Source organism: Streptomyces sp. CLV115 (assembly GCF_038448545.1).
Lineage (GTDB): Bacteria > Actinomycetota > Actinomycetes > Streptomycetales > Streptomycetaceae > Streptomyces > Streptomyces sanglieri.
In genome coordinates, this window is record NZ_JBCEWQ010000111.1 from 1 (window position 1) to 22,193 (window position 22,193).

General features: G+C 68.0%; 20 protein-coding genes and 4 pseudogenes. 16 read left to right on the forward strand and 8 right to left on the reverse strand.

Annotated features, from left to right (window positions below; all coding sequences use genetic code 11):
- Positions 1-946 precede the first annotated feature (946 nt).
- The 5 genes and pseudogenes from AADR41_RS29550 to AADR41_RS29570 form a co-directional block, all read right to left on the reverse strand.
- Positions 947-1,936: a hypothetical protein gene (locus tag AADR41_RS29550; RefSeq protein ID WP_342284505.1), complete on the reverse strand. Its 990-nt coding sequence runs from the start codon at positions 1,934-1,936 to the stop codon at positions 947-949.
- Positions 1,937-2,049: 113 nt separating this feature from the next.
- Complete coding sequence (locus tag AADR41_RS29555; RefSeq protein WP_342284506.1) at positions 2,050-2,292, reverse strand: hypothetical protein; 243 nt, start codon at positions 2,290-2,292, stop codon at positions 2,050-2,052.
- A 118-nt stretch (positions 2,293-2,410) separates the two neighbouring features.
- The gene (locus tag AADR41_RS29560) at positions 2,411-3,607 is read right to left on the reverse strand and encodes a hypothetical protein (protein ID WP_342284507.1); all 1,197 of its coding nucleotides are present in this window, start codon (positions 3,605-3,607) and stop codon (positions 2,411-2,413) included.
- Positions 3,608-3,724: 117 nt separating this feature from the next.
- Positions 3,725-4,456, reverse strand: coding sequence for a class I SAM-dependent methyltransferase (locus AADR41_RS29565; RefSeq protein ID WP_342284508.1), 732 nt, complete (start codon positions 4,454-4,456; stop codon positions 3,725-3,727).
- A gap of 56 nt (positions 4,457-4,512) precedes the next feature.
- Positions 4,513-4,644 (reverse strand): annotated as a pseudogene (locus AADR41_RS29570) (IS630 family transposase); the annotation flags it as partial.
- Between the two features lie 1,119 nt (positions 4,645-5,763).
- Between AADR41_RS29570 and rpmF the strand changes: the two are divergent.
- From rpmF to AADR41_RS29595, 6 genes and pseudogenes are all read left to right on the forward strand, one after another.
- Positions 5,764-5,949 carry a 50S ribosomal protein L32 gene (rpmF, locus tag AADR41_RS29575; protein WP_342284509.1) on the forward strand — a complete coding sequence of 62 codons (186 nt, stop codon included), beginning with the start codon at positions 5,764-5,766 and terminating at the stop codon, positions 5,947-5,949.
- Complete coding sequence (locus AADR41_RS29580; protein ID WP_342284510.1) at positions 5,946-7,061, forward strand: radical SAM protein; 1,116 nt, start codon at positions 5,946-5,948, stop codon at positions 7,059-7,061. Before rpmF ends, AADR41_RS29580 begins: the two co-directional genes overlap by 4 nt.
- Before the next feature lie 28 nt (positions 7,062-7,089).
- Positions 7,090-8,697 (forward strand): ABC-F family ATP-binding cassette domain-containing protein, encoded by a 1,608-nt coding sequence (locus AADR41_RS29585; RefSeq protein ID WP_342284511.1) that lies wholly within the window; start codon positions 7,090-7,092, stop codon positions 8,695-8,697.
- Between the two features lie 370 nt (positions 8,698-9,067).
- Positions 9,068-10,087 carry an alpha/beta hydrolase gene (locus AADR41_RS29590; RefSeq protein WP_342284512.1) on the forward strand — a complete coding sequence of 340 codons (1,020 nt, stop codon included), beginning with the start codon at positions 9,068-9,070 and terminating at the stop codon, positions 10,085-10,087.
- 166 nt (positions 10,088-10,253) lie between these two features.
- A pseudogene (locus AADR41_RS42980) lies at positions 10,254-10,706 on the forward strand (IS256 family transposase); the annotation flags it as partial.
- Between the two features lie 55 nt (positions 10,707-10,761).
- Positions 10,762-10,845 (forward strand): annotated as a pseudogene (locus AADR41_RS29595) (IS5/IS1182 family transposase); the annotation flags it as partial.
- A 75-nt stretch (positions 10,846-10,920) separates the two neighbouring features.
- Here AADR41_RS29595 and AADR41_RS29600 read toward each other — a convergent pair.
- Positions 10,921-11,724 (reverse strand): NAD-dependent epimerase/dehydratase family protein, encoded by an 804-nt coding sequence (locus AADR41_RS29600; RefSeq protein ID WP_342284513.1) that lies wholly within the window; start codon positions 11,722-11,724, stop codon positions 10,921-10,923.
- A gap of 239 nt (positions 11,725-11,963) precedes the next feature.
- Here AADR41_RS29600 and AADR41_RS29605 point away from each other — a divergent pair, with 239 nt between their 5' ends.
- Both AADR41_RS29605 and AADR41_RS29610 read left to right on the forward strand, forming a co-directional pair.
- Positions 11,964-12,428 (forward strand): hypothetical protein, encoded by a 465-nt coding sequence (locus AADR41_RS29605; protein WP_342284514.1) that lies wholly within the window; start codon positions 11,964-11,966, stop codon positions 12,426-12,428.
- A 69-nt stretch (positions 12,429-12,497) separates the two neighbouring features.
- On the forward strand, positions 12,498-13,190 hold the full coding sequence (locus tag AADR41_RS29610; protein ID WP_342284515.1) for a transposase: 693 nt from the start codon (positions 12,498-12,500) through the stop codon (positions 13,188-13,190).
- A gap of 57 nt (positions 13,191-13,247) precedes the next feature.
- Here AADR41_RS29610 and AADR41_RS29615 read toward each other — a convergent pair whose 3' ends face one another.
- Positions 13,248-14,612, reverse strand: a complete 1,365-nt coding sequence (locus tag AADR41_RS29615) for an MFS transporter (protein ID WP_342284516.1) — start codon at positions 14,610-14,612, stop codon at positions 13,248-13,250.
- On the opposite strand from AADR41_RS29615, the gene AADR41_RS29620 reads away from it, so the two are divergent.
- Positions 14,611-15,759, forward strand: a complete 1,149-nt coding sequence (locus AADR41_RS29620) for a helix-turn-helix transcriptional regulator (protein WP_342284517.1) — start codon at positions 14,611-14,613, stop codon at positions 15,757-15,759. The two genes, AADR41_RS29615 and AADR41_RS29620, sit on opposite strands and share 2 nt — an antisense overlap.
- Positions 15,760-15,788: 29 nt before the next feature.
- Here the strand turns inward: AADR41_RS29620 and AADR41_RS29625 are convergent, their stop codons facing one another.
- A complete protein-coding gene (locus tag AADR41_RS29625) occupies positions 15,789-16,028 on the reverse strand; it encodes a hypothetical protein (protein WP_342284518.1) in 240 nt (79 codons plus the stop codon).
- Between the two features lie 419 nt (positions 16,029-16,447).
- Here AADR41_RS29625 and AADR41_RS29630 point away from each other — a divergent pair, with 419 nt between their 5' ends.
- From AADR41_RS29630 to AADR41_RS29665, 7 genes and pseudogenes are all read left to right on the forward strand, one after another.
- Entirely contained in the window at positions 16,448-17,200 is a 753-nt protein-coding gene (locus tag AADR41_RS29630) for a DUF5753 domain-containing protein (RefSeq protein ID WP_342284519.1), read from the forward strand.
- 97 nt (positions 17,201-17,297) lie between these two features.
- Positions 17,298-17,477 (forward strand): hypothetical protein, encoded by a 180-nt coding sequence (locus AADR41_RS29635; RefSeq protein ID WP_342284521.1) that lies wholly within the window; start codon positions 17,298-17,300, stop codon positions 17,475-17,477.
- 979 nt (positions 17,478-18,456) lie between these two features.
- The gene (locus AADR41_RS29645; RefSeq protein ID WP_342284523.1) at positions 18,457-18,696 is read left to right on the forward strand and encodes a hypothetical protein; all 240 of its coding nucleotides are present in this window, start codon (positions 18,457-18,459) and stop codon (positions 18,694-18,696) included.
- Positions 18,693-18,914: a LexA family protein gene (locus AADR41_RS29650; protein ID WP_342284525.1), complete on the forward strand. Its 222-nt coding sequence runs from the start codon at positions 18,693-18,695 to the stop codon at positions 18,912-18,914. The genes AADR41_RS29645 and AADR41_RS29650 overlap by 4 nt, the downstream gene beginning before the upstream one ends.
- 580 nt (positions 18,915-19,494) lie before the next feature.
- Positions 19,495-19,800, forward strand: a pseudogene (locus AADR41_RS29655) (DUF6233 domain-containing protein); the annotation flags it as partial.
- Positions 19,791-20,036 (forward strand): transposase, encoded by a 246-nt coding sequence (locus AADR41_RS29660; RefSeq protein WP_446751123.1) that lies wholly within the window; start codon positions 19,791-19,793, stop codon positions 20,034-20,036. The pseudogene AADR41_RS29655 and the gene AADR41_RS29660, both read left to right, overlap by 10 nt.
- Positions 20,037-20,729: 693 nt before the next feature.
- Entirely contained in the window at positions 20,730-22,142 is a 1,413-nt protein-coding gene (locus tag AADR41_RS29665; RefSeq protein WP_342284528.1) for a family 2B encapsulin nanocompartment shell protein, read from the forward strand.
- The last annotated feature ends 51 nt before the right edge of the window (positions 22,143-22,193 follow it).

Below are 22,193 nucleotides of genomic sequence, written 5' to 3' on the forward strand. Positions count from 1 at the left end.
GCACATCCTGCACTGGTCGACCTGGCGCCGACGACGACAACACCAGGCCCGCATCAGTCACTACAAACGGCGCGGGCACAGCCCCTGACCTGGCCATCAGTCACGGCAAGCACCGTTGCAGTACTAGTTCCAGGCCCTGAACTACGCCGCAGGCTCTGCCCGCGAGGACCGGCTCCTCGGCTCCACTCGGCGCAGCATCACCGCCGCCGACCTCCGGCGGGTCTTCTTCCACGGCCCCGGAGTGCCGCAATGGACGGTGTACCACCGGCTCGCGACCGCACTGCAGCGCAAGCCCGAAATCGCCCTGCCCCTGTGGCGCAACGCCACATCCGACTGTGGGCCAGGCCGCCGCCCCCGGCTGATGCCTTCGGCCGACCAGGAACGGCAGAACAAGGAAGCACTGACCATGAAACCGTCGCCCGCCGTCCACACCAACGCTTAATACGCGTTCTACGACCCCCACCGACCCGCCTACGCCGCCGCCCACCTTCCCACGGAGGAAGTCCGGACAGCGACATCGAAGCTCTTCGAGACCGTGGCCGGCACCTGGACCTCCGTGGTCGCCGAACGGCGCCCCTCGGCCTGGACATGGCAGTGGTTTCACCCGCACCGTCGCACGCCGCAGCGGCCGCACCTCCACCGCCATCGAGGGCGCCCACCTCCTGCACCACAAACTGAGGCTGAGTATCGATCAGATCGCCACCGTCACAGGAGCCGGGCCCGCGACCGTCCGCGCCCGTCTGGCAGCTGCCAGACGGGAACAGATCTCCGGGAGCGACGACCGACTGGACACCGAGGAGGCCGTTTCGGACGGCCCTGCGGTGCCTCGGGGCGGCACCGGGGCACGCCGTGTGGGCTCGCACGGCTGCGATCGCCTGGCACGCGGTGAAAGCGGGGGAAGCCGCTCGCGGTCCTGTCACTGGGCGGTGCCAGATGAGGCCAACTCCTACTCACCGTCCTCGACCACCTCCACCCGCGGTGTTCGCAGGTTTCTCGGGTCGACGCGCAGCACGCGCCGGTCCGTGTTCCGTATCGCGATGAGGTCCTCGTCCCACCGTGCGTCGCGCAGCTCGGTGTCGGTGAGCAGCAGGTCCGGGTCGTCTCGCCCGGTGGCGGCCAGGTGGCCGACGAAGCCGAACGGCAGCCGCTCAACGCGCCATCCCGGCCAGGTGGCGGCCGTGCGTGCTGCGAGGCGGGGAGGTACGGGCTTCGTGGTCCAGTAACGCAGTCGGCGCGCGGGGAGGTCGATGACCACGCCGGCTTCGACGGTCCCTTCCATCGGCATGGGGTACGGAGCATGGGCAGGCAGCGTCTCGGTGAGGGACTCGCCGTGCCAGGCCAGCCACGGCACGACCTCGCGGATGGCCAGCTGGTGGTCCAGCACCGTGCGATCACTCCTGATGAGGCTCACCACCGCTTCGGCGGGCGCGACAAGGTCCGCGATGATCTCGCTGTGGAGCACCAAGATCCGCCACTCGACGGGATCCCAGCCGACGAACCAGTCCTCCCGCGATGTAAACGGCACTGCGTCGGGCAGCGCCGGGCCCGTCTCGACCTCGGTGAAGACCGGCTTCCCCGCCACCATGTCGGCGAAGTCCTCGCGTCCGCCCCAGGCGTACTCCACGTCCCAACCGTCCCAGTCCGGTGCCATCGCCCGTCGCCGCACGTCGCAGTCGAGGTAGTGGACGTCGGGCGGGTCACAGCTGTAGTAGCGGTATCGGCGGGCGACCAGATCGAGGCCGACGCCGCGACAGAAGCGAATGCCACCGAGACCGCGGTCATGGCCATCACCCACGCGCGTGCCGCCGCGAAGCACCGTCTCGACGAGGCGCACACGGTCGGTCGCGTCGGTGAGATCCCACATGCCCCACTTCTCCCCATGGACCCAGCTCGTGCCGTCCTCAGCCCGCAGGGCATACACCGTCCAGCACCCCATGCCAGCACGATAGCGACGGAGCGGATGGTCAAGCCGGTCGCCCCGGCCGCCGGCGGCGACATCAGCGGTTCCGCTGACGACCTTCCGGTGGTGATGGCCCTGTTTTCCCGAAGCTACGGCGAGATGACAAGTAGTAGGCGGGGCGGGGGACTTCGCAGCCCTAGAGAGCAGTCGGCGTGCGCCTTCCCGGCAGCTCCGGGGTACGCCTCGCGCTTGGCCTGATCGGCGAGTGCCCGGTAGACGCCGGCCATCGAGGGGTTGCGCCCATTGCGCTTGCCGGTGGGGATGACCAGGTCGGGCAGGATCTGCTCGACGGACTCGCCGTTCGCGCGGCGCCGCAGCACGGTGTGCAGCATGCCGTCGGTGATGACCGGCGGTCGGCCGCCGTGCCCGCCCTTGCGAGAGGCGATGCCGAGCCCTCACAGCGTGGACTCGCGGATGTTCTCGCGCTCGGCACCCTGCGGAAATGGCAGCTCAGCCGGCGCGCGCAGTCCACTCCGGCGGCGTCCACAACCGGGCATTGGCGCTGCCGACCTGGATCAGCGTTCCGGTATGCCGATCCTGACGCGCCGGGCGAAACCCGTCGATCGCGAATACCTGCTGTCCGCTGGTGATGTCGACGCCCTGCAGACCGGCCTCGTCGGCGATCAGCAGATGCTCTCCATCGGTGAAGAAGCTGAAATCGCCGACCGGCCAAGGGAACGTCGAGACCGCCTTGATCCATCGGACGCCCGGCGAACGCAGTTCGATCGAAGTGGGGTCGAGGACGTGGACGGTACCGTTGCCGGCGGCATCCCGGTCATACACCGCGACCCGCCCGTCGTCGATCCACACCACCGGCCAGTTCCACTCCGAGACCTCGGGATACACCGCATAGCTGGGCCCGTCCTCGGACTCAAACGGGTTGTCGCGCAGCCAGGCGGTCAGGCTCCACACCGCCGGCATCCCCCACGGCTGCCACACCCAGCCGCCGTCGTAGACACGAGTCCCGTCAGGACTCAGCGACAGCGCGCCGTGGAAGTAATCGAGGTCGTGCTCCGCATCTTCCTCATCTCTGTCCGGGCTGTCCCGCGCCGTAAGCACCTCGCCGGACGCGAGATCGGTGACATCCAACCGGTTCCAGTCAGTGCGATGGACGACAACCGGCCGGCCACCGTGTTCGGCGAACGCCAACGCGAACGGGACGGTTTCACAGCAGTAATCCCCGCCGTCCAACTTCAACGCCGGCGAACCGGTGGTGAGATCGACGACGATGCCGTACCGACCGCAATCTTGAACCACCGCCGCCCAACGGCCACATCGAGACGCATGAAGCCGCAGTCGAACGCCGCCACCGTATTCGGACGCCAGCCTCTCCTCCCGATACCGGGCCACGTCCTGCACCTCGCCGGTCGTCGGTGTCCACCGCGCCAGCCGTCCGTCCTCGGACAGCACCAGCCACGCCGGCCCCGCTTCACCGAGGGCCGCCGGCAACGCCGCCACATCCACGACCGGCCGCAGCGCGTCGGGAACCGCCACGTCCACCGTGATCGTCGCCATATTGATCCCCTCGGTGCGCCCGTGTGCCCCCCGCGGCGGCGTGACCAGCAGGTGATACGGCGCCGTATCTGCAAAGTCGGTGAGCGCCGCGATGCCGGTCACGGCGGTGAGGTCAGCACGGATCTGGTCCATGGCGGGCTCATTCTCGCGCAATTTCGATGGGAACACATGCCAGTGCTGTGACCCGCAACGTTCACCGGTTTGCCATGGGTGAACGGAAGGTTGGGCGGGGCGGGGCCGATGTCTGGGCTACTGCGCTGAGGGAGCGCGCTGTGCGGTGAGGACGGGCTGGTAGTACCCGCTGGAGGCCGGACTGTGCCAGGCGATGTTGGTGAAGCCGGCTTCAGCCACGAACTCCGTCAGCTGCGGGGGCGTCAGCGCCCAGTGGGTGGTCTGGCGGACTTGGACCTGCCAGGTGTCCTTTGCGGGGAAGAGCTGGAAGGTGATCGCTTGGCCGTCGCGTGTTTGCGAGACCTGGGGAGATGTCGACGTGGGTCTGGTCTGGCGCATCTCGTCATAGGACCGGACGGTGATCATCAACAGGCCGTCGTCTCGGAGTACCCGTCTCATGCCGAGGAGTGCCGTCCGGAGATCTTGCCCGGAGAGTAGGTGCGTGAGCGAGTTGTCCGCGCAGAGGACGACATCGAATGACGTCTCTCTGAACGGAAGTCGGCGCATGTCAGCCGCAGCGGCCGGAAGCCGGCTGCCACGGGCCGCCGCCTCGGTGGCGGCCCGCGCGGCGGCGACCGGGCTCAGGTCGCTGCCGACGACCTGGTGCCCGGACAGGGCCAGCCCGATGGCCTGGGTGCCGATCCCGCACGAGCAGTCCAGGACGGTGTGTGGTCCCACGCCGAGAGATTGGCGGACGAGCCCGCCCAATACCTCGGCCTGGTAGGCCATGCTTGCGTCCCAGTCCCGGAACATCAGGTGGTAATCGTGGGCCAAATCGTCGTAGAAATCCCGCACGGAGGGCTTGGACATGTATCCCACCGTAGTGCGTGGCCGCCGGGGAGCGCGGGGTAGTTTTTGGCAGCGGCTGCCTGACTTCGGCCGCCCCAGCGGATGCCCTTCTCCCTGCGGGTGCACGCGTGTTCGCGGCGTTGGGCGGCCAGCACGTCGGGGTGGCAGGCGTTCGTGCTGAGCCAGCGGAGGTAGGCGTGCGTTCGTCGAGCTGCAGGTCGAGGGTGGCCTTCTCCTGTTCCAGGAGGATGATCCGCTGTTTGAGTTCTTCGACGTCGTCAGGAGCGCCGAGACCGTCTCGCGCCACCTTTGCTCGCCCAGTGCTAGCGAGAGACGTTTCTCCAGCTGCTGAGCACGCGTGGCCAGACGAGTGCATCGCTCCTGGCTGTTGGCCAGGTCCGCCTTGAGCGAGGAGCGGCTGACGCCGGGTCCGGTCTCGGGGCTGTGGGGTGGTTTGGCCTCGGCGGCGTGCAGTTGGGTGAGCAGGTCTTCGCACTTTCTAAAGCCTGGACGGCCATCAGGATGCCGTCTCCCGCTACGGCGAGCACCTCGAAACGGAAGCGGTCCTGCACACGGCCGCCTTCCGGCCCGTCACACCGGTGCCTGTGGATCCGAGGGCCCAACCACTGCACGGCGCAGCACGGCTCGTCCTGCCGCCCGCTATTCACGACTTCGTGCACGACTGCACGAAGGATCGGCATGCGAGGGCTGCAGCGCTGCTGGATCACATCGGTCACGGGAACCGTCCCCGTGACGCGTACTGGAATGCCACCCGCAATGCGGCGTTCGCGGACGCCCACCACGAGGAACTCCTCGGCAGCCCGCCATCCGGACCCGCCACACATGTGGTGTTCACATTGCGCCCCGGCCCGTCCGGCACGGTCACGAACGCGGAACAGGCGTACTCACTGGCAATGCAAGGCTGATACGATGGCGTGCATGGGACTGATTGAGGTAGACAGGTTCTAGCCACCGAACTGCCGGTGGCTTTCACTGGTGTGGGCATCGTCCACATCAGTGAACGATTGATTCCCAACATACGCGCGTGAGTCCGCCCTTCCAGGTGTTGACACCGCCGCGTGAATCTCGCCGGCACGTTCGTATTGCACCGACCTCGGTCCCGGGTGCATGACTGCGAACGTGCGAATACGACCTGCCAGGTAGGCAACCTCCTCCTGCCCGGCATTCGTTTAGCGGCTCCCATGCCGCTGGAGCGTGGCTCTTTGCCGGTTCCGCTCGCACCTCTCGCCGCATCGACACATGGCCCCGTGGTCGGTTGTCCTGCCAGTTCCGCTGGCTCACACAACCCGTTCACGAAGGGCATCGCCATGCAACATCGCACCTCGCGTTCCCGCACTCGTCATCGCCGAGCGCACTGGAAGGCCGGTACTCCGGCCCTCACCACCTGTACGAATCCCGCCTGCGGCAAGGCCACCCCCGCGCATCGCGCCTGGCGGCACTGCGGCTTCTACCGGGGGCGTGAGGTCTTGCCTCCTACGGGTGGTGACGCATGAGCACCGTCCTGACCGCAAGAAGCCGTTGGATGCGCATTCGCGAACACCTCGCGCAGACGGGCATGCCCGCCTTCCGGTTTCACCAGCTCATCACCGCGTGGCAGAGCTCGACGGCCGAGACCTTCGCAGACGTCCACGCCCTCCCGGCGCGCCTCCGCGGCGAGCTCGCGGAGCGGTTCGGGCCGCGGCTGCACCCGCTGACTGCGCTGGAGGTGCAACGGGACGAGCAGGTCGAGAAGGTGCTGTTCGCATCGGACAGCGGAGCGCGGATCGAGACCGTCGTCTCGCACTATCGAGCGGGATGGGACTCGATGTGCATCTCGTCGCAGGCTGGATGCGGTCTGGGCTGCACCTTCTGCGCCACTGGGGCAGTCGGTCTGATCCGCAACCTCACGGCGGACGAGATTGTCGCGCAGGTGATGCATCCACGTTGGACGCACGCTGGCCTGCCGAGGCCAGCCAGCGTCGCGTTCATGGGCATGGGCGAAGCGCTTGCCAACCCGCATGTGTTCGACGCGTTGACGCTGCTGACCGATGCCGCCTACGCCGGCATGTCCGCGCGACGGGTGACGGTCTCTACGGTCGGGTTCGCACCGAATCTCGCACGCCTCGTGGATGAGCACCCGCAGGTGACGATCACGCTCTCGGTGCACTCGCCGCTTCCGCAGGAGCGGGCGCGGGTCATCCCACTAGAGGAGACGTTCCCGCTCGCGCAGAGCCTCGACATCCTCGACCGGCACGCTGCCACGAGGCGTCGCAAGGTCTATCTGGCCTATCTGCTCATTGACGGCGTCAACGACAGCGACGACCACCGCGCTGCCCTTGCCGAGCTGGTCCACCAGCGCTCCAGGCCCGATCTGTTCCACGTCAGCGTCATCCGCTACAACGAGGCAGCCGGTGCAGCGCCGGAGTATCACGCACCATCCTCGACCCGCGTGGACGATTTCGTGCGCGGGCTCACCGCGCGTGGCGTGCACGCGACCAGGCGACGCCAGTTCGGCACGGGCATCGACGCCGCCTGCGGGCAATTGCACGCGAGGTACTTCGCCACGCCTTCCCCGGGGGCTGCCCCGGACCACACAGAACTGATCCCCGTCACGCCCGTTGGTTGACGGGCGAGAGAAGAAAGAAGCACTGCCCATGTCTACGAAGTCTGCCATCACGCTGCGCGATCTGACCTTCGAGTGGCCCGACGGCACCGTCGCGCTCACCGGTGTCAACGGCACCTTCACTGCCGGTAGAACCGGGCTGATCGGCCGCAATGGTGCCGGCAAGTCCACCCTGTTCCGGCTCGTCGCCGGTGATCTGCAGCCGACTGCCGGCCAGATCGACACCCTGGGGGAGGTCGGCTACCTGCCGCAGACGCTCACACTGCGGCATGACACCACCATCGCCGAGCTGCTCGGCATCCACAGGATCCTCGATGCCATGAAGGCGATCGAGTGCGGCGAGGTCGACCAACGCCACTTCGATGCGATCGGTGACGACTGGGACATCGAGTCCCGTGCCGACGAAGCGCTGCATCAGATCGGGTTCTCCGCCGCAGACCTCGGTCGCCGCGTGGCCCAGGTCTCCGGCGGAGAGGGAATGCTCATCGCGATCACCGGACTGCGCATCCGTCGCACCCCGATCACGCTGCTCGACGAGCCCACCAACAATCTCGACCGCGCCACGCGCGCCAAGCTTGCCGAGTTCGTCGACCAGTGGCCCGGGACGCTCGTCGTTGTGAGCCATGACCTCGAACTGCTGGAGCACATGGACAACACCACCGAGCTCTACGGCGGCACCCTGGACACGTTCGGAGGCCCGTACAGTGCGTGGAAGGAGCACCAGGAGCAGGAGCAGGCGGCCGCAGCGCAGGCCGCACGCTCGGCTCAGCAGGCGCTCAAGGTCGAAAAACGGCAACGCATCGAGGCGGAGACGAAGCTGGCGCGCCGTGAGCGGACGGGGAAGAAGACCCAGAAGGACGGCGGCATCCCGAAGATCCTGGCCGGGAACCGCGCCAGCAAGGCTCAGGCTTCCGCGGGAACACTTCGCTCCACTCTCGACAGCAAGGTCCAAGCCGCACAGGCCGCCGTCGATGTCGCGGACGCACGCGTCCGCGACGAGGAGCACATCCATCTCGTCCTGCCAGATCCGGACGTCCCACGCGGACGGCGGCTGGCGGAACTGGAGGATGAGGGCCGAACCGTGGTGATCCAGGGCCCGGAACGGGTGGCGCTCGTCGGCGCGAACGGTGCCGGGAAGTCGACCCTGATCGAGCAGCTCGTTCAGCGTGTCGAGCCGGCTCCGGGGCGACCGCACGGCCGCCTTGTCACCACACTCATCGGCTTCCTCCCGCAACGCCTCGATGGGCTCGACGACGATGCCAGCGCGATGGAGAACGTGCAGGATGTCGCCCCGGGCACGCCGGCCGGCACCATCCGCAACCAGCTCGCCCGGCTGCTCCTTCGCGGTGACAGTGTGGACCGCCCCGTCCGCACGCTCTCCGGCGGGGAGCGATTCCGGGTCTCGCTCGCCCGGCTTCTCCTGGCCGCGCCGCCTGCCCAGATGCTGATCCTGGACGAGCCGACGAACAATCTCGACATCGCCAGTGTCGAGCAACTTGCCGAAGCCCTCGATGCGTACCGCGGCGCGCTCCTCGTCGTCAGCCACGACTTCGCGTTCCTCCAACGTATCGGCGTCGACACCGTCATCGAGCTCGACAGCAACGGACGGATGCATCAGCGCCGAGACCTGGGCATCTGACCGTCCCGGATCGGGCATTACGGCGAGCGAGCCAGGAGGCGGGTCCTCTCACATGATTGACCCGCCTCCTCCTTCGCACGCTGTTGTCCACGCGCCGATCCATGCACGCCGTCACACGCCTCCCGGTGCCGTGGCGCCCGTGGCGTACGGCTGGGTGCGCCTCGTCTTCACCTGCGGGGCTCCGCCATCTTCCACAGCGAGTTCGGTGAGTGTCGGATACGGCCGCGTGACCTGGAGGTGCTCGGCATCAACGCTCTCTGCGACAGCCAACCGATCAACCGTTCTTCAGGCACGGCGTTGCAGCTGGATCACAGCATTGTCCACTCCATTCCGAGATCTTCGGCGAACACATCCAGAGGACGAAGTACGTATGAACAGCAACCGAAACCAGACGCGGCTCACGGCCCCACCCGTGCCCTTCGCTGCCGAACTCAACGCGGAGTTGGAGAACCTGGGTGCGCCCCGGCAGAACGCGCCGACGTCGGTCGACGACATCCCCCGGTGGCGTGCGCAACTCGCCACGACAGACCCTTCACTCAAGGAGCTGCGCGACCACGGCAGGTTCGAGGTCCAAGAGTTCCTCGCCCCCGGTCCGGACGGAGCACCGGACGTGTCACTCCTCTTCGCACGCCCTACCGGCCTACGCCAACAAGCGCCGGTCGTCTACCACATGCACGGCGGAGGCATGATCGGCGGATCCAACCGCACCGGAATGCAGACGATCCTCCACGAGTGGGCTGAGCCCCTTGAGCTGGCGGTCGTATCCGTCGGCTATCGGCTGGCACCCGAGCACCCGTACCCAGCAGCGATCGAGGACTGCTACGCCGGGTTGCTGTGGCTTGCCCGTCACGCCGACACACTCGGTCTGGACCGCCAACGTGTCATCGCTGCCGGCGGCAGCGCCGGTGGAGGTCTCACGGCTTCTTTGGCCCTGATGGCCCGCGACCGCAAAGGTCCTGGAATCCTTGGCCAGTTGCTGATGTGTCCCATGCTCGACGACCGCAACGACACTGCCTCAGCACACCAGATGACCGGACTGGGCGTGTGGGACCGCCATGCCAACAGCCTGGGCTGGACCGCTCTTCTCGGCAAGGACCGGGAAGTCTCGCAGGTCTCGTACTACGCCGCGGCCGCCCGCGCAGCGGACCTGTCCCAGTTGCCACCCGCCTATGTCGACGCCGGTTCCGCGGAGACCTTTCGTGATGAATCCATCCAGTACGCGACGCGCATCTGGCAAGTCGGCGGAGATGCTGAACTGCACATATGGGCAGGCGGCTTTCACGGCTTCGACCAACTGGCGCCACACGCCGAAGTCTCCCGAGACGCCCGCCGGACCCGATTCCGTTGGCTCTGCCGTCTGCTGAGCCGAGAGGTCCGCGAAGCGTCTTGATCCGACACCGTCTGTTTCGCGGGCAGGGTCGGCGCGCAAGGACACCGAGCCGTGCTCAGGACCTGTGGATCGGATCCGGGAAGGACATGGAAGGCGTACCTTCCCGAATGATCCCGTGCATGGTCATCGAGTAGGCCTGCGGTGCAGCGCGGGTCGGAAGGCATGCCTGTGCTCAGCAGCAGCGACTGCCGACGGATCCACCTGGTCCGGCTCTCTGATCGACGAGATCGTCCGCGAGGGGGCCCGGCGTATGCCGGCTGCCGCACTGGAAGCGGAAGCCAACCAGTGCAGAGCTGAGTTGGCCTCCGAAACGGACGAGCGGGGCCGGCGACCGCCGTCCGCAACGGCCGTCACCGGCCCCGCACCGTGTCGCTGCGGCAGGTCACGCCGAGGTCACCGCGCCACGGGTGAAACGACCGGCGTGTGGACGCGCCATCGGTGAGCGCAAGCGGTTCTTCTGAGGAACCTGCCGCAGTGGTGCCGCAAGTCCCCGAAGATCAACGAGGCGTTGCCGCTGCTCTACCTGCACGGACTGTATTCAGGCGACTTCGTGCCCGCACGGGAGCAGTTCCTCGGCGGCACGGCCGGCCCGTCCCTGGCGAGCGTGCCCTGGCTCACGTCCGCTGGGACCTTCTGCGGCACCCGGATCAGGCGATCGGCGACTACCGAAACCGCGCGACTGCCGTCTGAAGGGCGACGGCATTCACACCGCGATGCCCGGCATCGTTCGACTGCACAACTTCGCCCTCACCGGATGACTCACGCCCCGTTGCTGGCGTTGGCTCCTCACTTCGATGAGCACCGCAACGCCCCAGCATGGGGCCAAGGGCAGGTCAGGGCTGGATGTGTTTCAACGTGAACTCGGGCAGGGCATACGAGCCGGCCTGCGGGGCTTCGGGATCGGCAGGGACATCGGCGTCAGTGATGTGCGACGCATGTGTTTCGGCGTTGTCGATGGGTGTGTAGGCCAGTTCGGATTCCGCGGGGAGTTCCCAGAAGCGGCGGGTGTTGGCAGAGACGGCGTACGCCGTGGCAAAGCGCGTGGAGAGCGGAGCACTCAGCGCGGCGCGGCAGAAACCGACGGCATCACGCGGGCTGAGCCAAGTCGCCAGGTGGCGCGACTCGGTGGGTGCCTCCTCGAAGCTGCCGATGCGCAGGCAGATCACGGACACACCGAACTTGTCCGCGTACAGCCGCCCCAGGGCCTCGATCGCTGCCTTGCTCACCCCGTACAGGCCGTCGGGGCGCACCGGCTCCTGTGGGCCCGTGCGATGGGCCATGGGATAGAACCCGCTCACGCGGTTGCTGCTGGCCAGCACAACCCGCGGAATCGCCCCACGGCGGGCGGCTTCCAGGACATGGTGGGTGCCCAGCACATTCGCGTCCAAAAGATCCTCAAGCGGCGCCTCGTCCGGCAGGCCGCCCAGATGAAGCACGGCGTCCGCACCCGCGAGCGCAGCCTCGACGGCGGCCGCGTCCCGAAGATCGACGCTCTGAACCACCTCGTTCGCGGCTTCGACCCGGAGCGGAACGCGGTCGAGCAAGACCAGGCGGCTCACCTCGCTGCGCAACACCCGTCGCACGACTGAGCCGATGTTCCCTGCCGCCCCAGTGACGACCACTGTTCCCAGCTCCACTGCACGCCTCCACCGTTCGACCTCATCAACGCCCTGATCCGGACAGGCTGTGATCCTCTCATCGGCAGTCAGGATGCCCAACGGGTGTGCACTCGACAGGAGGTGGAGACGTGTCACGAGATCCATCGCCATACGGGACAGCCCTTAGGGAGCGTATTTGGTTGTGATCAATAGGTGGTCCGGGTGAGGTGCTTGAGCCAGATAAGGTGCCCCCGAGGTCAGGTCTGAGGGGAATCGGGTTGGAGCGGCGGAAGCTTGTCGGGATCGGGGCGGGGCTGGCGGTTCTACCCGCCTGGTGGTCCCTGCGTCAGGTGGCGAACGGGGCCAAGGGGGACTGGCACACCGACACCGCACCGCTGGAGCGGGCGTTCCCGCCGCTGGGTCCTCTCACCGACGCCAAGTGGGTGAGCAGCCGGGACAACGACCGGGGCATACCATCGTCGGAGCTGGTGATTTCGGGCTTCGCCCGGCTGACGCCGGGGAAACTTGCCGAGCTGACGGCGGCCCACGCCTTCGTCTCCGGGGGGCCCGCCGATGACTTCTCCTCGTGGTTCGAGAAGCCGCTCAAGGGCGCGGGGCCGGAGAACCCTCAGTGGGTCCGGTCGCACGAGCTCGACCGCGACAGCAGCGGTGACTCCACCAAACTGTGGTTCGACCGTCGCAGCGATACCGTCCGCTTCTGGGCACTCAACCCGTACGGCTAGCGCGCGTATCGGGTGCGATCAGTTTGTGGGTTTCGCCCTCGCGGTTGTGGCCTTGTCCGGTGGATCGTGGTGTGTGAAGCGATACAACTGGCAGATTTCGAACAGGAGTTCATCGAGTCGTACCTGTCGATCGGCGAGTACGGTCCGTACCCTGAACGGCTGCGGCAGCAGTTCGAAGGCGTGATCCGGCGGTTCGAAATGGGCAGCCAGTGGAGGGAAATGCCGAGGGAGTTCGACGCCTGGTCGACTGTCCACAACCGCTTCTGGCAGTGGAGGGACGCCGGTGTCTTCGAGGCCCTTCTCGGTGGGGTGATCGCGGAAGCTGCAAAACGGGGTGAGGTCGACCTGTCCCTGGTCAGCGTGGACTCCACCGCCGTCCGAGCTCATTACGACGCGGCCGGGACGCACCCGGGCCCTTACGCTGTCACCGCCTTGGCGAAGGAAGTCGAGAAAGCGGAGAGGGCCCGAATAAGGGGAGGCTCTGGGGACAAGACAGGCAAGTCGCCGCAGGCGCCCGGAACAGGAAGGGCGACGGCTCCTTCGACGCCGACGCCGACGCAGCTTTGCGATGCACCGCTTCCGACGCCGCACGCTGATCCACCAGGGATTGCCGGACAGCCCTCAGGCCCCGGCCCGGCAAGATCGCCGGGCCGGTCAAGCCGCATCGGCGTGGGGTCGCCCGCCCCGGCGGATGCCCGTCTCGCTACGGATGCGGTGATCTCCCTCGCGGTGCCGCCGCCCATCCGGCGAGCGGGAGCATGACCGCGCCGGTCCATGCCGGAGACCGTCTGCCCGACGAGGTTCGCCCAGTGTGCGTCTCTACTCGGTGTGGGCGGCTGCGACTTTCGGAAGGGCGAGCATCACCAGTGCGGTGATCGCGTAGAGGACGGCGGAGATGATCAGGACGATACTGAATGCGTGACTGTAGTCAGGCAGGGCCGGCGCGCCGGTGTCTGATTCGGTGGCCGTGGTGAAGAAGATCGTGTCCAGGACGGCGATGCCGATGGCGGCGCCGATCTGGTTGACGGTGGAGAGCACGCCCCCGGCGGCGCCTGCGTTACGTCCTGGGACGCCGGCGAGGACGACGTTGACGAGGATGGGTGCGGCCAGGCCGAGCCCGAGGCCGCCGATGAACAGGGCGAGGGCGAGAAGCCAGTATCCGGGGTTGTTGCCGTCCCTGGTGATGGCCCATAGGACGAGCTGAGATGCCGCGATGGTGAGTGAGCCGGTGATCAGCAGGACCCTGCCGGCCTTGGCGGCCAGGGCGACGCCGAGGCCGGAGGTGACGATCGAGCCGAGCGCGTAGGGCAGGATGACCAGGCCGGTCTCCAGCGAGGTCCGGCTGGTGCCGTTTTGCAGGTAGACCGACAGGGTGAGGAAGAACGGCCCGATACCGCCGAAGAAGAGCACCGAAGCGCTCAGACCGCCCGCGAAGGCGCGGATTCGGAGCAGCGCCGGGTCGAAGACGGGTTCGCTGCCACCTCGGGCAAGGCGGCGTTCGTAGGCCAGGAAGATCGCGAGCACGATGATCCCGGCCGCTAGCAGGGCGTAGCTGGCCCAGGGCCACCCCCACGTCTCGGTCTGGATGACCGGCAGCAGCAACAGGAGGATGCCCGAGGCCGCGAGAACAGCGCCCAACAGGTCCAGTCGTGCGGTCGAGGCCGACCGGGACTCGGGCAGAATCTTCGCGCCGATGATGAGCGCCAGGGCCGAGACCGGCACGTTGACCCAGAAGATGGTGCGCCATCCCAGGTCGAACAGGTTGGTGTCGACGAGCAGTCCGCCCAGCAGCGGGCCGGCGACCGAGGCGAGGCCCTGGACGGCCCCGTAGGCGCCGAAGGCCTTGGCACGCTGCCCCGGGGCGAACGATGCGCGGATGATCCCGAACACCTGCGGGACCATAATCCCCGCGGTCAGTCCTTGCCCGGCGCGCATGCCGATGAGCATTCCGGGATCGACGGCCAGCGCGCACAGCGCGGAGGTGACCATGAACCCGGACAGCCCGATCATGAACAGCCGTTTGCGGCCGTACTGGTCACCGAGCCGCCCGCCGGTGATCAGGCCCGCGCCCATGGCGAGGACGTAGGCGGCGATCGTCCACTGGATCTGAGCGTCGCCAGACCCCAGGTCTTGGGCTATCGCCGGGGCCGCGACGGTGACGATCGTCGCGTCGAGAAGGTCCATGAATGAACCGACGAGTACCACCAGGAGCGCCGTGGTCACGCCGGCGCCGGCGATGAGTGTCGTGAAAGCGTCAGATGCGCGGCTGCCCTCTCGGGGGCTCGGTGAATCGGTCATGGCGGCCACGATGACAGCCATAGTTGCCACCGAGTGGCCGCTTTGGGTGGGAGAATCGGGGGCAATGGCTACTACCTCCGCGCGGACGCTCAAGCTGCTGTCGATCTTTGGGACCGGCGTGACCCTGAGCGCTCAGGAACTCGCCACCAGGCTCGGGGCGTCGGTGCGAACCGTGCGCCGTGACATCGACACGCTCAGAGGCCTCGGGTACGAGATCGAAGCCGTCCGCGGAGCCGGTGGCGGGTACCGACTTGGCCGCGCGACCCGCCTGCCGCCGGTTGTCTTTGATGAAGACCAGGCTGTCGCTGCGGCCGTCGCGCTTCAGACCGTCCCCACGATCCTCTCCGGCATCCGCGAGAACTCAGCCCGCGCCCTCGCCACACTGCATCAGGCGATGCCCGCGCGCAGCCGCGTCCACGCCGAAGCGTTCACCGTCTCCGCTGCCCGCAACTACTGGGAGTTCCCCGCGCCACCGATCCACGCCGAGATCGTCCGCACCATCGGCAGCGCGATCAACCGCCGACACCTCGTCCGCGTGGAGTACACCGGCGACGGCGAACCCGTCGCCCTCACCCTGGAACCGCACGACCTCGTGGTCTGGGCGGCCCGCTGGTACCTCGTCGCCTTCGACCGGGACGCACACGGATGGCGCGTGATGCGCCTGGACCGCATCACACCACGCCTACCCACGCACACCCCCTTCGACCGACGCGACATCCCGCACAACGATCCCGTCAGCTTCGTCATGACCACCCACGACCGTGGAGACGCCGCAGCCGAATGGCCATGCCGCGGAACGGCAATCCTCGCCCTGCCAGCGTCCACCGTCGCCCGGTTCGCACCCGGCGGATCAACAATTGAGTACGACACCGAGGACAGTTGCCGACTCACCCTCGGAGCCTGGTCATGGCCAGGACTTGCGGGCCTTCTCCTCACCTTCGACGCCGACATCACAGACATCGAACCGTGCGAACTCCGGCAAGCACTGCACTCCCTGCACAATCGAATTCGCAAAGGACTCACTGACGACTGAACTTGCGCGGCTACCTTGGCGCGAGCTGTTCAGTCACAGCTGCTTTCGCGGGCCACCCCACGAGTCGCTGAGTGCGCCCCTGGCCAGGGGCCGCCGAGGGGTGTGTTCTGGCAGGCGGTGAACAGCCAACGGCCCCCGAGTTGCTGGGTGACCAGGGAGTGGAAAGTGAGCTTGATACCGTCGCCGGATCGGTGGTCCAGATACTCGATGTGTCCGTGGGCGATCAGCAGCGCCACGTTGCTGGTGATGAAGCGGATACTCTCGATCAATCACGCGGCTGTTGCGTGCCGAGCCTGACCAGCTGAAGGATCCCTCCTTCGTCCAGCGGTACCAGCCCATCGCGGGGCGTATGCGCATGGAGCTGGACGCCCGCCCCGCCGGCAGGAACTGACCTCGCAGGGCTGGCACGCACCGCGACACCCGGGCCAGCCCCGAGGCTCTGTCCTCTTGACCGGCTTCCCGCGCTGCGGGACGGCCCCCTGGAAGTCGGAACCCCACCGCTCGGGACAAATAATGGTCGGGACACGGCCGCGCGCCGGTACCGGGCCGTAGACAGGGCCTATGAGACGCAGCAGAGAAGAGACCGTCCCGGACCTGCCGGGCAGCCTGTGGCACGCCCTGGCCCGGCTCCAGCACACACCCCGGATCCGTGGGCCGGACCGGGCCGCTCGCCCGGCCGATCGCGTCGGTGTCCTTCGCTGCGGCCACCGACTTCGTGCTCACGGCCCGCATCCAGCTGTCAGGCGCCCAGACGCTGCACGACCTGCACGAGGCGCTCCGCACACTGACCCACGGCCTCTCCTGGGACACCCGCCCCGCCGGCCCGGATGCCGCGCTGGAAGTCACGCTCGGCAAACGGCAGGAGCTCCCGCTGCATGCGACCCATGCCGCCGGCCTGACCCGGTTCAACACCCTGCACGAGCAGACCCGAATTTGCCGGGTCCATGTCTCCAACGTGCCGCCGGGCTTCTTCCAGACCCTCGGCTTCGCCACCGCCCTCATGGAACAGATCACCGCCTTCCAGAGCACCCCCGACGACGTCACCGAAGCGGTCGCCGCCCGGATCGCCCGCTGCCGCTTCCTCTATGAGGGCGGCCACCGCTACGGATTCCTCATGGAGGAATCCGTCCTGCGCTACCAAACGGCCGTCCCCGAAGCCATGCGCGGGCAGCTGCGCCACCTCCTGGCCGTGATCCCGCTCGCCTCCGTCTCGCTCGGCATCATCCCGTCCACCGCACGGCGCACCGTATGGCCGCTGGAGGCGTTCTACGTCCACGACGACACCATGGCCGTGGTGGAGACGCCGACGGCCGAGATCAAGGTGGCCCAGCCGCGCGAGCTCGCCGACTACGCGAAAGCGTTCACCGGCCTTGCGGAGATGGCCATGTACGGCGACGCGGACCGAGCCCTGATCCGGGGCGCGATCGACGCCCTGGAGTGAACCTCCGCAACTACCCGCACCTTTGTTGAGAGTGCGGTGGACAGCTGCGTAGCGTCGAAGGCACCGACGGACCACCAGGCGGGAGAGGCGGGGCCGCATGCGCGCACACGGACACCGCTGCCCCGGCCCCAAGGGCCGTGGCCTTCAGCCGCCCGCAAACGGCGTCCCCTCTCCAGCCCTGCTGGCCCGCGCAGGCCGCGGCTTCGCCCGGTTCCTCGCCCAGCGGACCGAGGACCACGACGGCGGGGCCGAAGCCGGCGAGGACACCCCGCGATGACCGCCGGCCACCCGCGCGAGACCGCCACCGCAGCCGGGCCCGCCAGCACACACAGTCCTGTACGACCCCGACGGGCTGATCGAAGCCGGGCTCCCGCGCGACCGTGACCCGTACGAATGCCTCGTCAAGGCCGCTCTCGCGTGGACCGGCGTGGACCCCTTACGACACGCGACTTGAAGTAGATCGCCCTCCAGCCGACCGGTCGCGCCCGCCCCATCGCTTCCGACGTCCGACGCCGCGCCGACCGGCTGCCGAAGAGCAGCGGGCCCAAGGCGCTCGTCGACATCGTCCTGCGCGAGGCAGAAGGCCGGCTGTCCGCGAAGCTGGAGGGCACCTTGCGCTGTGTACAGAACTGTGCCCGCCTCGTCCGCGCCCTCTACGAACGGCGGGACCGCCTGGAGGCCCGCGCTCGTCCCCGGAGAGGGCTGCCCTGGTGGCTGGACGGTTGCTTCCAGTGGGGACCGCAGAAGTGACCGATGACGGCGACGGTCGGCATGACGATCCCTGGTCTCTCCGTCGAGCAGGCCGATCCGGTTCCGCGCGAGCCGTGGGAGGGCGAGGCCGAGCTCCTGGCCGCAGCTGCGGCCGCCGGTCGACCGGGCCCTGCCCGCCCCCGAGGCCGGCTGGTGGATCGTCGGCCCGTTTGCCGACGTCGTTGAGAAGGCGATGGCATCCCCTGACCCCGGCGACTGCGACGACTGACCCCGGCGATTGCGACGACGTGGACCAGGACGGCAAGGGGGGCGTCGATGACGACACGGCGGAGACGCTCGCCGGACTCATCTACGGTGCAGGAGACGGCGCACTGGCTCACCCCGGACCAGCAGGTCCGCATCCTGGCAGTGGTCGCCGCCGTCTCCGGGATCCCGCGTCTGCTTGCCAACGACCCCGGCATTGCGACCACGCCACCCGCCGCCGACCTCGTACATCGATTGCGATCGACTCGCACCAGAAATCGAACAAGTGCTCTAATGAGGGTATGACGTACCCCTTCCCCGACGACTTGGTCCGGGCCCAGCGCGACTGGCTCGCCACCTACCAGCAGCTCGCCCAGCCCCGCCCCCGCCACACCACCGCCCTGCGCCGCCACCTCCTGCGCCTCTCCGCCTACCTGCTGTGGCATCCGTTCTGGTCCACGCCGCTCGGCACACCTGCCGCCCGGGTCGAGCTGCGTCGGCTCGCTCATCGCAAGGGGCAGCGCGGGACGCGAGCGGCATGACCCGGCCCGACACCTTGTCCGCCCGGCAGGAAGCGATCCTGGCGGCGATCCGGGACTGGACCGCGGAGACCGGCGAGAGCTCGTCCGTCCGGCAGATCGGCGAGCGGGTCGGCCTGTTCAGCACGAGCTCCGTCGCCCACCAGCTCGGCTGCCTCGAAGCCCGCAGACTGATCAGCCGCACCGGTCACCTCCGGCGCTCCTGTCGCCTGAGTACCTGAACTTTTCAGGGGCTGGTGAGATGTCGTGGGCGCCGATGTGTGCGCCGCGTTTCCGTTCCGGCCCGTACGGCCAGGTGGCACACCCCGCGGGTCCGGTGCCCATGGACCACGTGAGCTCGTAGATGCCGGGGACCCCGCTGAGGTGCTTGACGCGGAGGCCGACGCGGAACTGTCCGTCGGCGCGCAGATCGGGGACGAAGGCAGTGACGGCCCGGCGGAATCGGCGGCACTGTTCTGGGTGAGGCTGCGGTGGTCGGCGGTGAGGCGGGGCAGGGCCTCGTATGTGGGCACGGCGATTTCCTCCGGGGAGCACGAAGCCCCCGGCCGGCGGGCCGGGGGGCGTGGCTGTTCGTGTTGAAGGGCGTCGGTGACGTGGTGCTCAGTCGTGGCGGTTCGGGGGAGTGGTACGTAGGTACGCGGGTGGAGTCGTCCATGGGCCGAAGTCCTACGCTTCCAGGACGAGCCGCGGTCGGCTGATCGCCGAGGTGATGACGCACCCGTACTGGTCGACGCTGAGCGAGGAGGTGGTCGCGGCACGTTTGGCGTTGAAGCACGCCCACGAGCCGGCCGAGGCGTAGCCGTGTCCGGCGGCATATCCGACCCGGACGAGAACCGGACCCTGGCCGACCGGCTGGAGTGGCAGCTGCCACAGACCCGCTCCTGGATCCGCGAACTGGATATCGAGGAGCAGCAGGAGTCATGTGCCCGGGAGCGGGCGGGGGCCGAGCCGTCGTGGAGGATTCAGCCGCAGCCTTCGGGAAGGACGGCGCTGCTGCAGCGCGGCGGGTTCGGCATGTACAGCACGCAGTTCGGCCTACTCGACCGGGATGAGGCGCCTATCGCCCTGGCTGAGCCGGACATCGAGCCGAGCGAGGCGTGCCGGCCCGAGACGGGGCTGGTGCAGGCAGTAGGCCGTACGGGTCGCGGTCGCCGGGCCCGCGCACAGTGGACGACCGGCGGTGTCTGCAGGGCATCCTGCTCGTGCTCTACACCGGGATCACCTGGCAGCAACTGCCGTTGGAACTGGCCTTCGGTCCGGGGCGGGCCTGCTGGCGACAACCAGGCTGGTGGCAAGAGGCCAGGGCCGTACGAGCGGCAGTGGTTCACCGCCCGGCGGGCTGATGCATATGGGCCCACCCCGGCCACGGGTCCACCCCGGCCACGGGCGCAGTGCAGGTGGACGGCCGGCGAGGACCTGGCGGTGCTCCTCGACCGCAAAGTCCGGGTGAAGCGCGAACGGGCCTCACGACAGCAGCCTGCAGTACGGCGAGCGCCGCCGCAGTCCGGCCCACGTCGGACACCTCAACTTGATGTCGTGTGGCTTCGGTTCCCTATATCTGGCTTCGGTTCCCTATATCGAACCCTCCCTCCAGCCGTGGCATCGCCCCGACTGAATTCTGGCGCGTTTGCGATGCCGTGAGACGAGGTGCCGGCCGCAGCACGGGCGGACCGCGGCGGCAAGGGGCGGGCGCCTTTACTGACCAAACCACCCAAGGCGGACTGAAAACAGGACACCTCCACACCTTCGACTTGCCTGTCCCTCCACCGGGAGCCGATCGGCCACCGACCGGAACGCCGCCGCAGCAGGGCCAAATCCCGCTGGTCCCCCGGCAAACATCGCGCAAGACATGACCAACGGATCGAGTTAATGCCCCCGGCTTTCCGTGGTCCACGAGCAGGAGCGGCCTTTAGCGTCGACTCGGATCTGGACGGATGCCCAGATGCCCACTCGCACAGCCCCCTTTCTTTCTCCTGCCTGTCCGATGACACCGGCAGACGTGCCACCACCGCCCTGAACAAGGAGAGCTCGCCCCGATGACTGTTGACTCGAGCCCGGAAGCACAACTGGAGTCACCTCAGCAATCCAGCCTTGGCACGGCGGCGGCCCGCAACCTCGCCACCACCACCAAGTCCGCCCCGCAGATGCAGGAGATCACCTCTCGCTGGCTGCTACGGATGCTCCCCTGGGTGGAGACCAAGGGCGGCGTCTACCGGGTGAACCGTCGCCTGACGTACACCGTCGGCGACGGGCGCGTGGAGTTCATCCAGGATGGCGCCAATGTCAGGGTGATCCCCCGCGAGCTCGGTGAACTGGCCATGCTGCGCGGCTTCGACGACATGGAGGTACTGACCGCCCTCGCAGATCGCTGCGTCCAGCGCGACTTCCAGGTCGGCGAGACGCTGGTGGAACGCGGTGCGAGCGCTGACAAGCTGCACCTCATCGCCCACGGCCGCGTCAGCCAGACCTCCGTCGGCGAGTACGGCGACAAGGTCGCCCTCGACGTACTGGCCGATGGCGACCGGTTCGGGGACCACGCTCTGCTGGACGGAAGCGGCCCTTGGGCGCACACCGCCACCGCAGAGACATCGGGCACCCTCCTCACCCTGTCACGCGCCGACTTCGAGGCGGTACTCGCCACGGCGCCGGCCCTGCGGGACCACATCGCACAGTTCACCTCGCTTCCCCACCAGCGGCAGAACCACCGTGGCGAGGCGGAGATCGCGATGTCGGCCGGCCACACCGGCGAGCACGAGCTGCCCGGCGCGTTCGTTGACTACGAACTCAATCCGCGCGAGTACGAACTCTCGGTCGCCCAGACCATTCTGCGGATCCACACGAGGGTCGCCGACCTATACAACGAGCCGATGAACCAGACCAAGGAGCAGCTCAGGCTCACCATCGAGGCGTTGCGCGAACGCCAGGAACATGAGCTGGTCAACCACAAGGAGTTCGGCCTGCTCCACAACGCGGACTTCAAGCAGCGCCTCCAGACGCACTCCGGCCCGCCCACCCCGGACGACCTGGACGAGCTGCTCTGCCGCCGTCGCGGGTCGAAGTTCTTCCTCGCGCATCCCAAGACCATCGCGGCGATCGGGCGTGAGTTCAACGCCCGGGGGCTCTACCCGGACCATGTCGACCTCGGCGGTCAGCAGGTCCCGGCCTGGCGCGGGGTTCCGATCCTTCCGTGCAACAAGATCCCCATCACGAAGGAGAGGACCAGTTCGATCCTCTGCATGCGTACCGGCGAGGACAACCAGGGCGTCATCGGTCTTCACCAGACGGGTCTGCCGGACGAGTACGAACCGGGTCTGTCGGTCCGCTTCATGAACATCAACGAGCAGGCCATCACGTCCTATCTCGTCAGCACCTACTACTCCGCCGCCATCCTCGTGCCGGACGCGGTCGGCGTGCTGGAGAACGTGCAGATCGCCCGCTGGCCCAGGTAGCGGGCTCGGCCCGCACCTGCCGGAAGGGCCCCGGGACAGCCGCCCACCTCA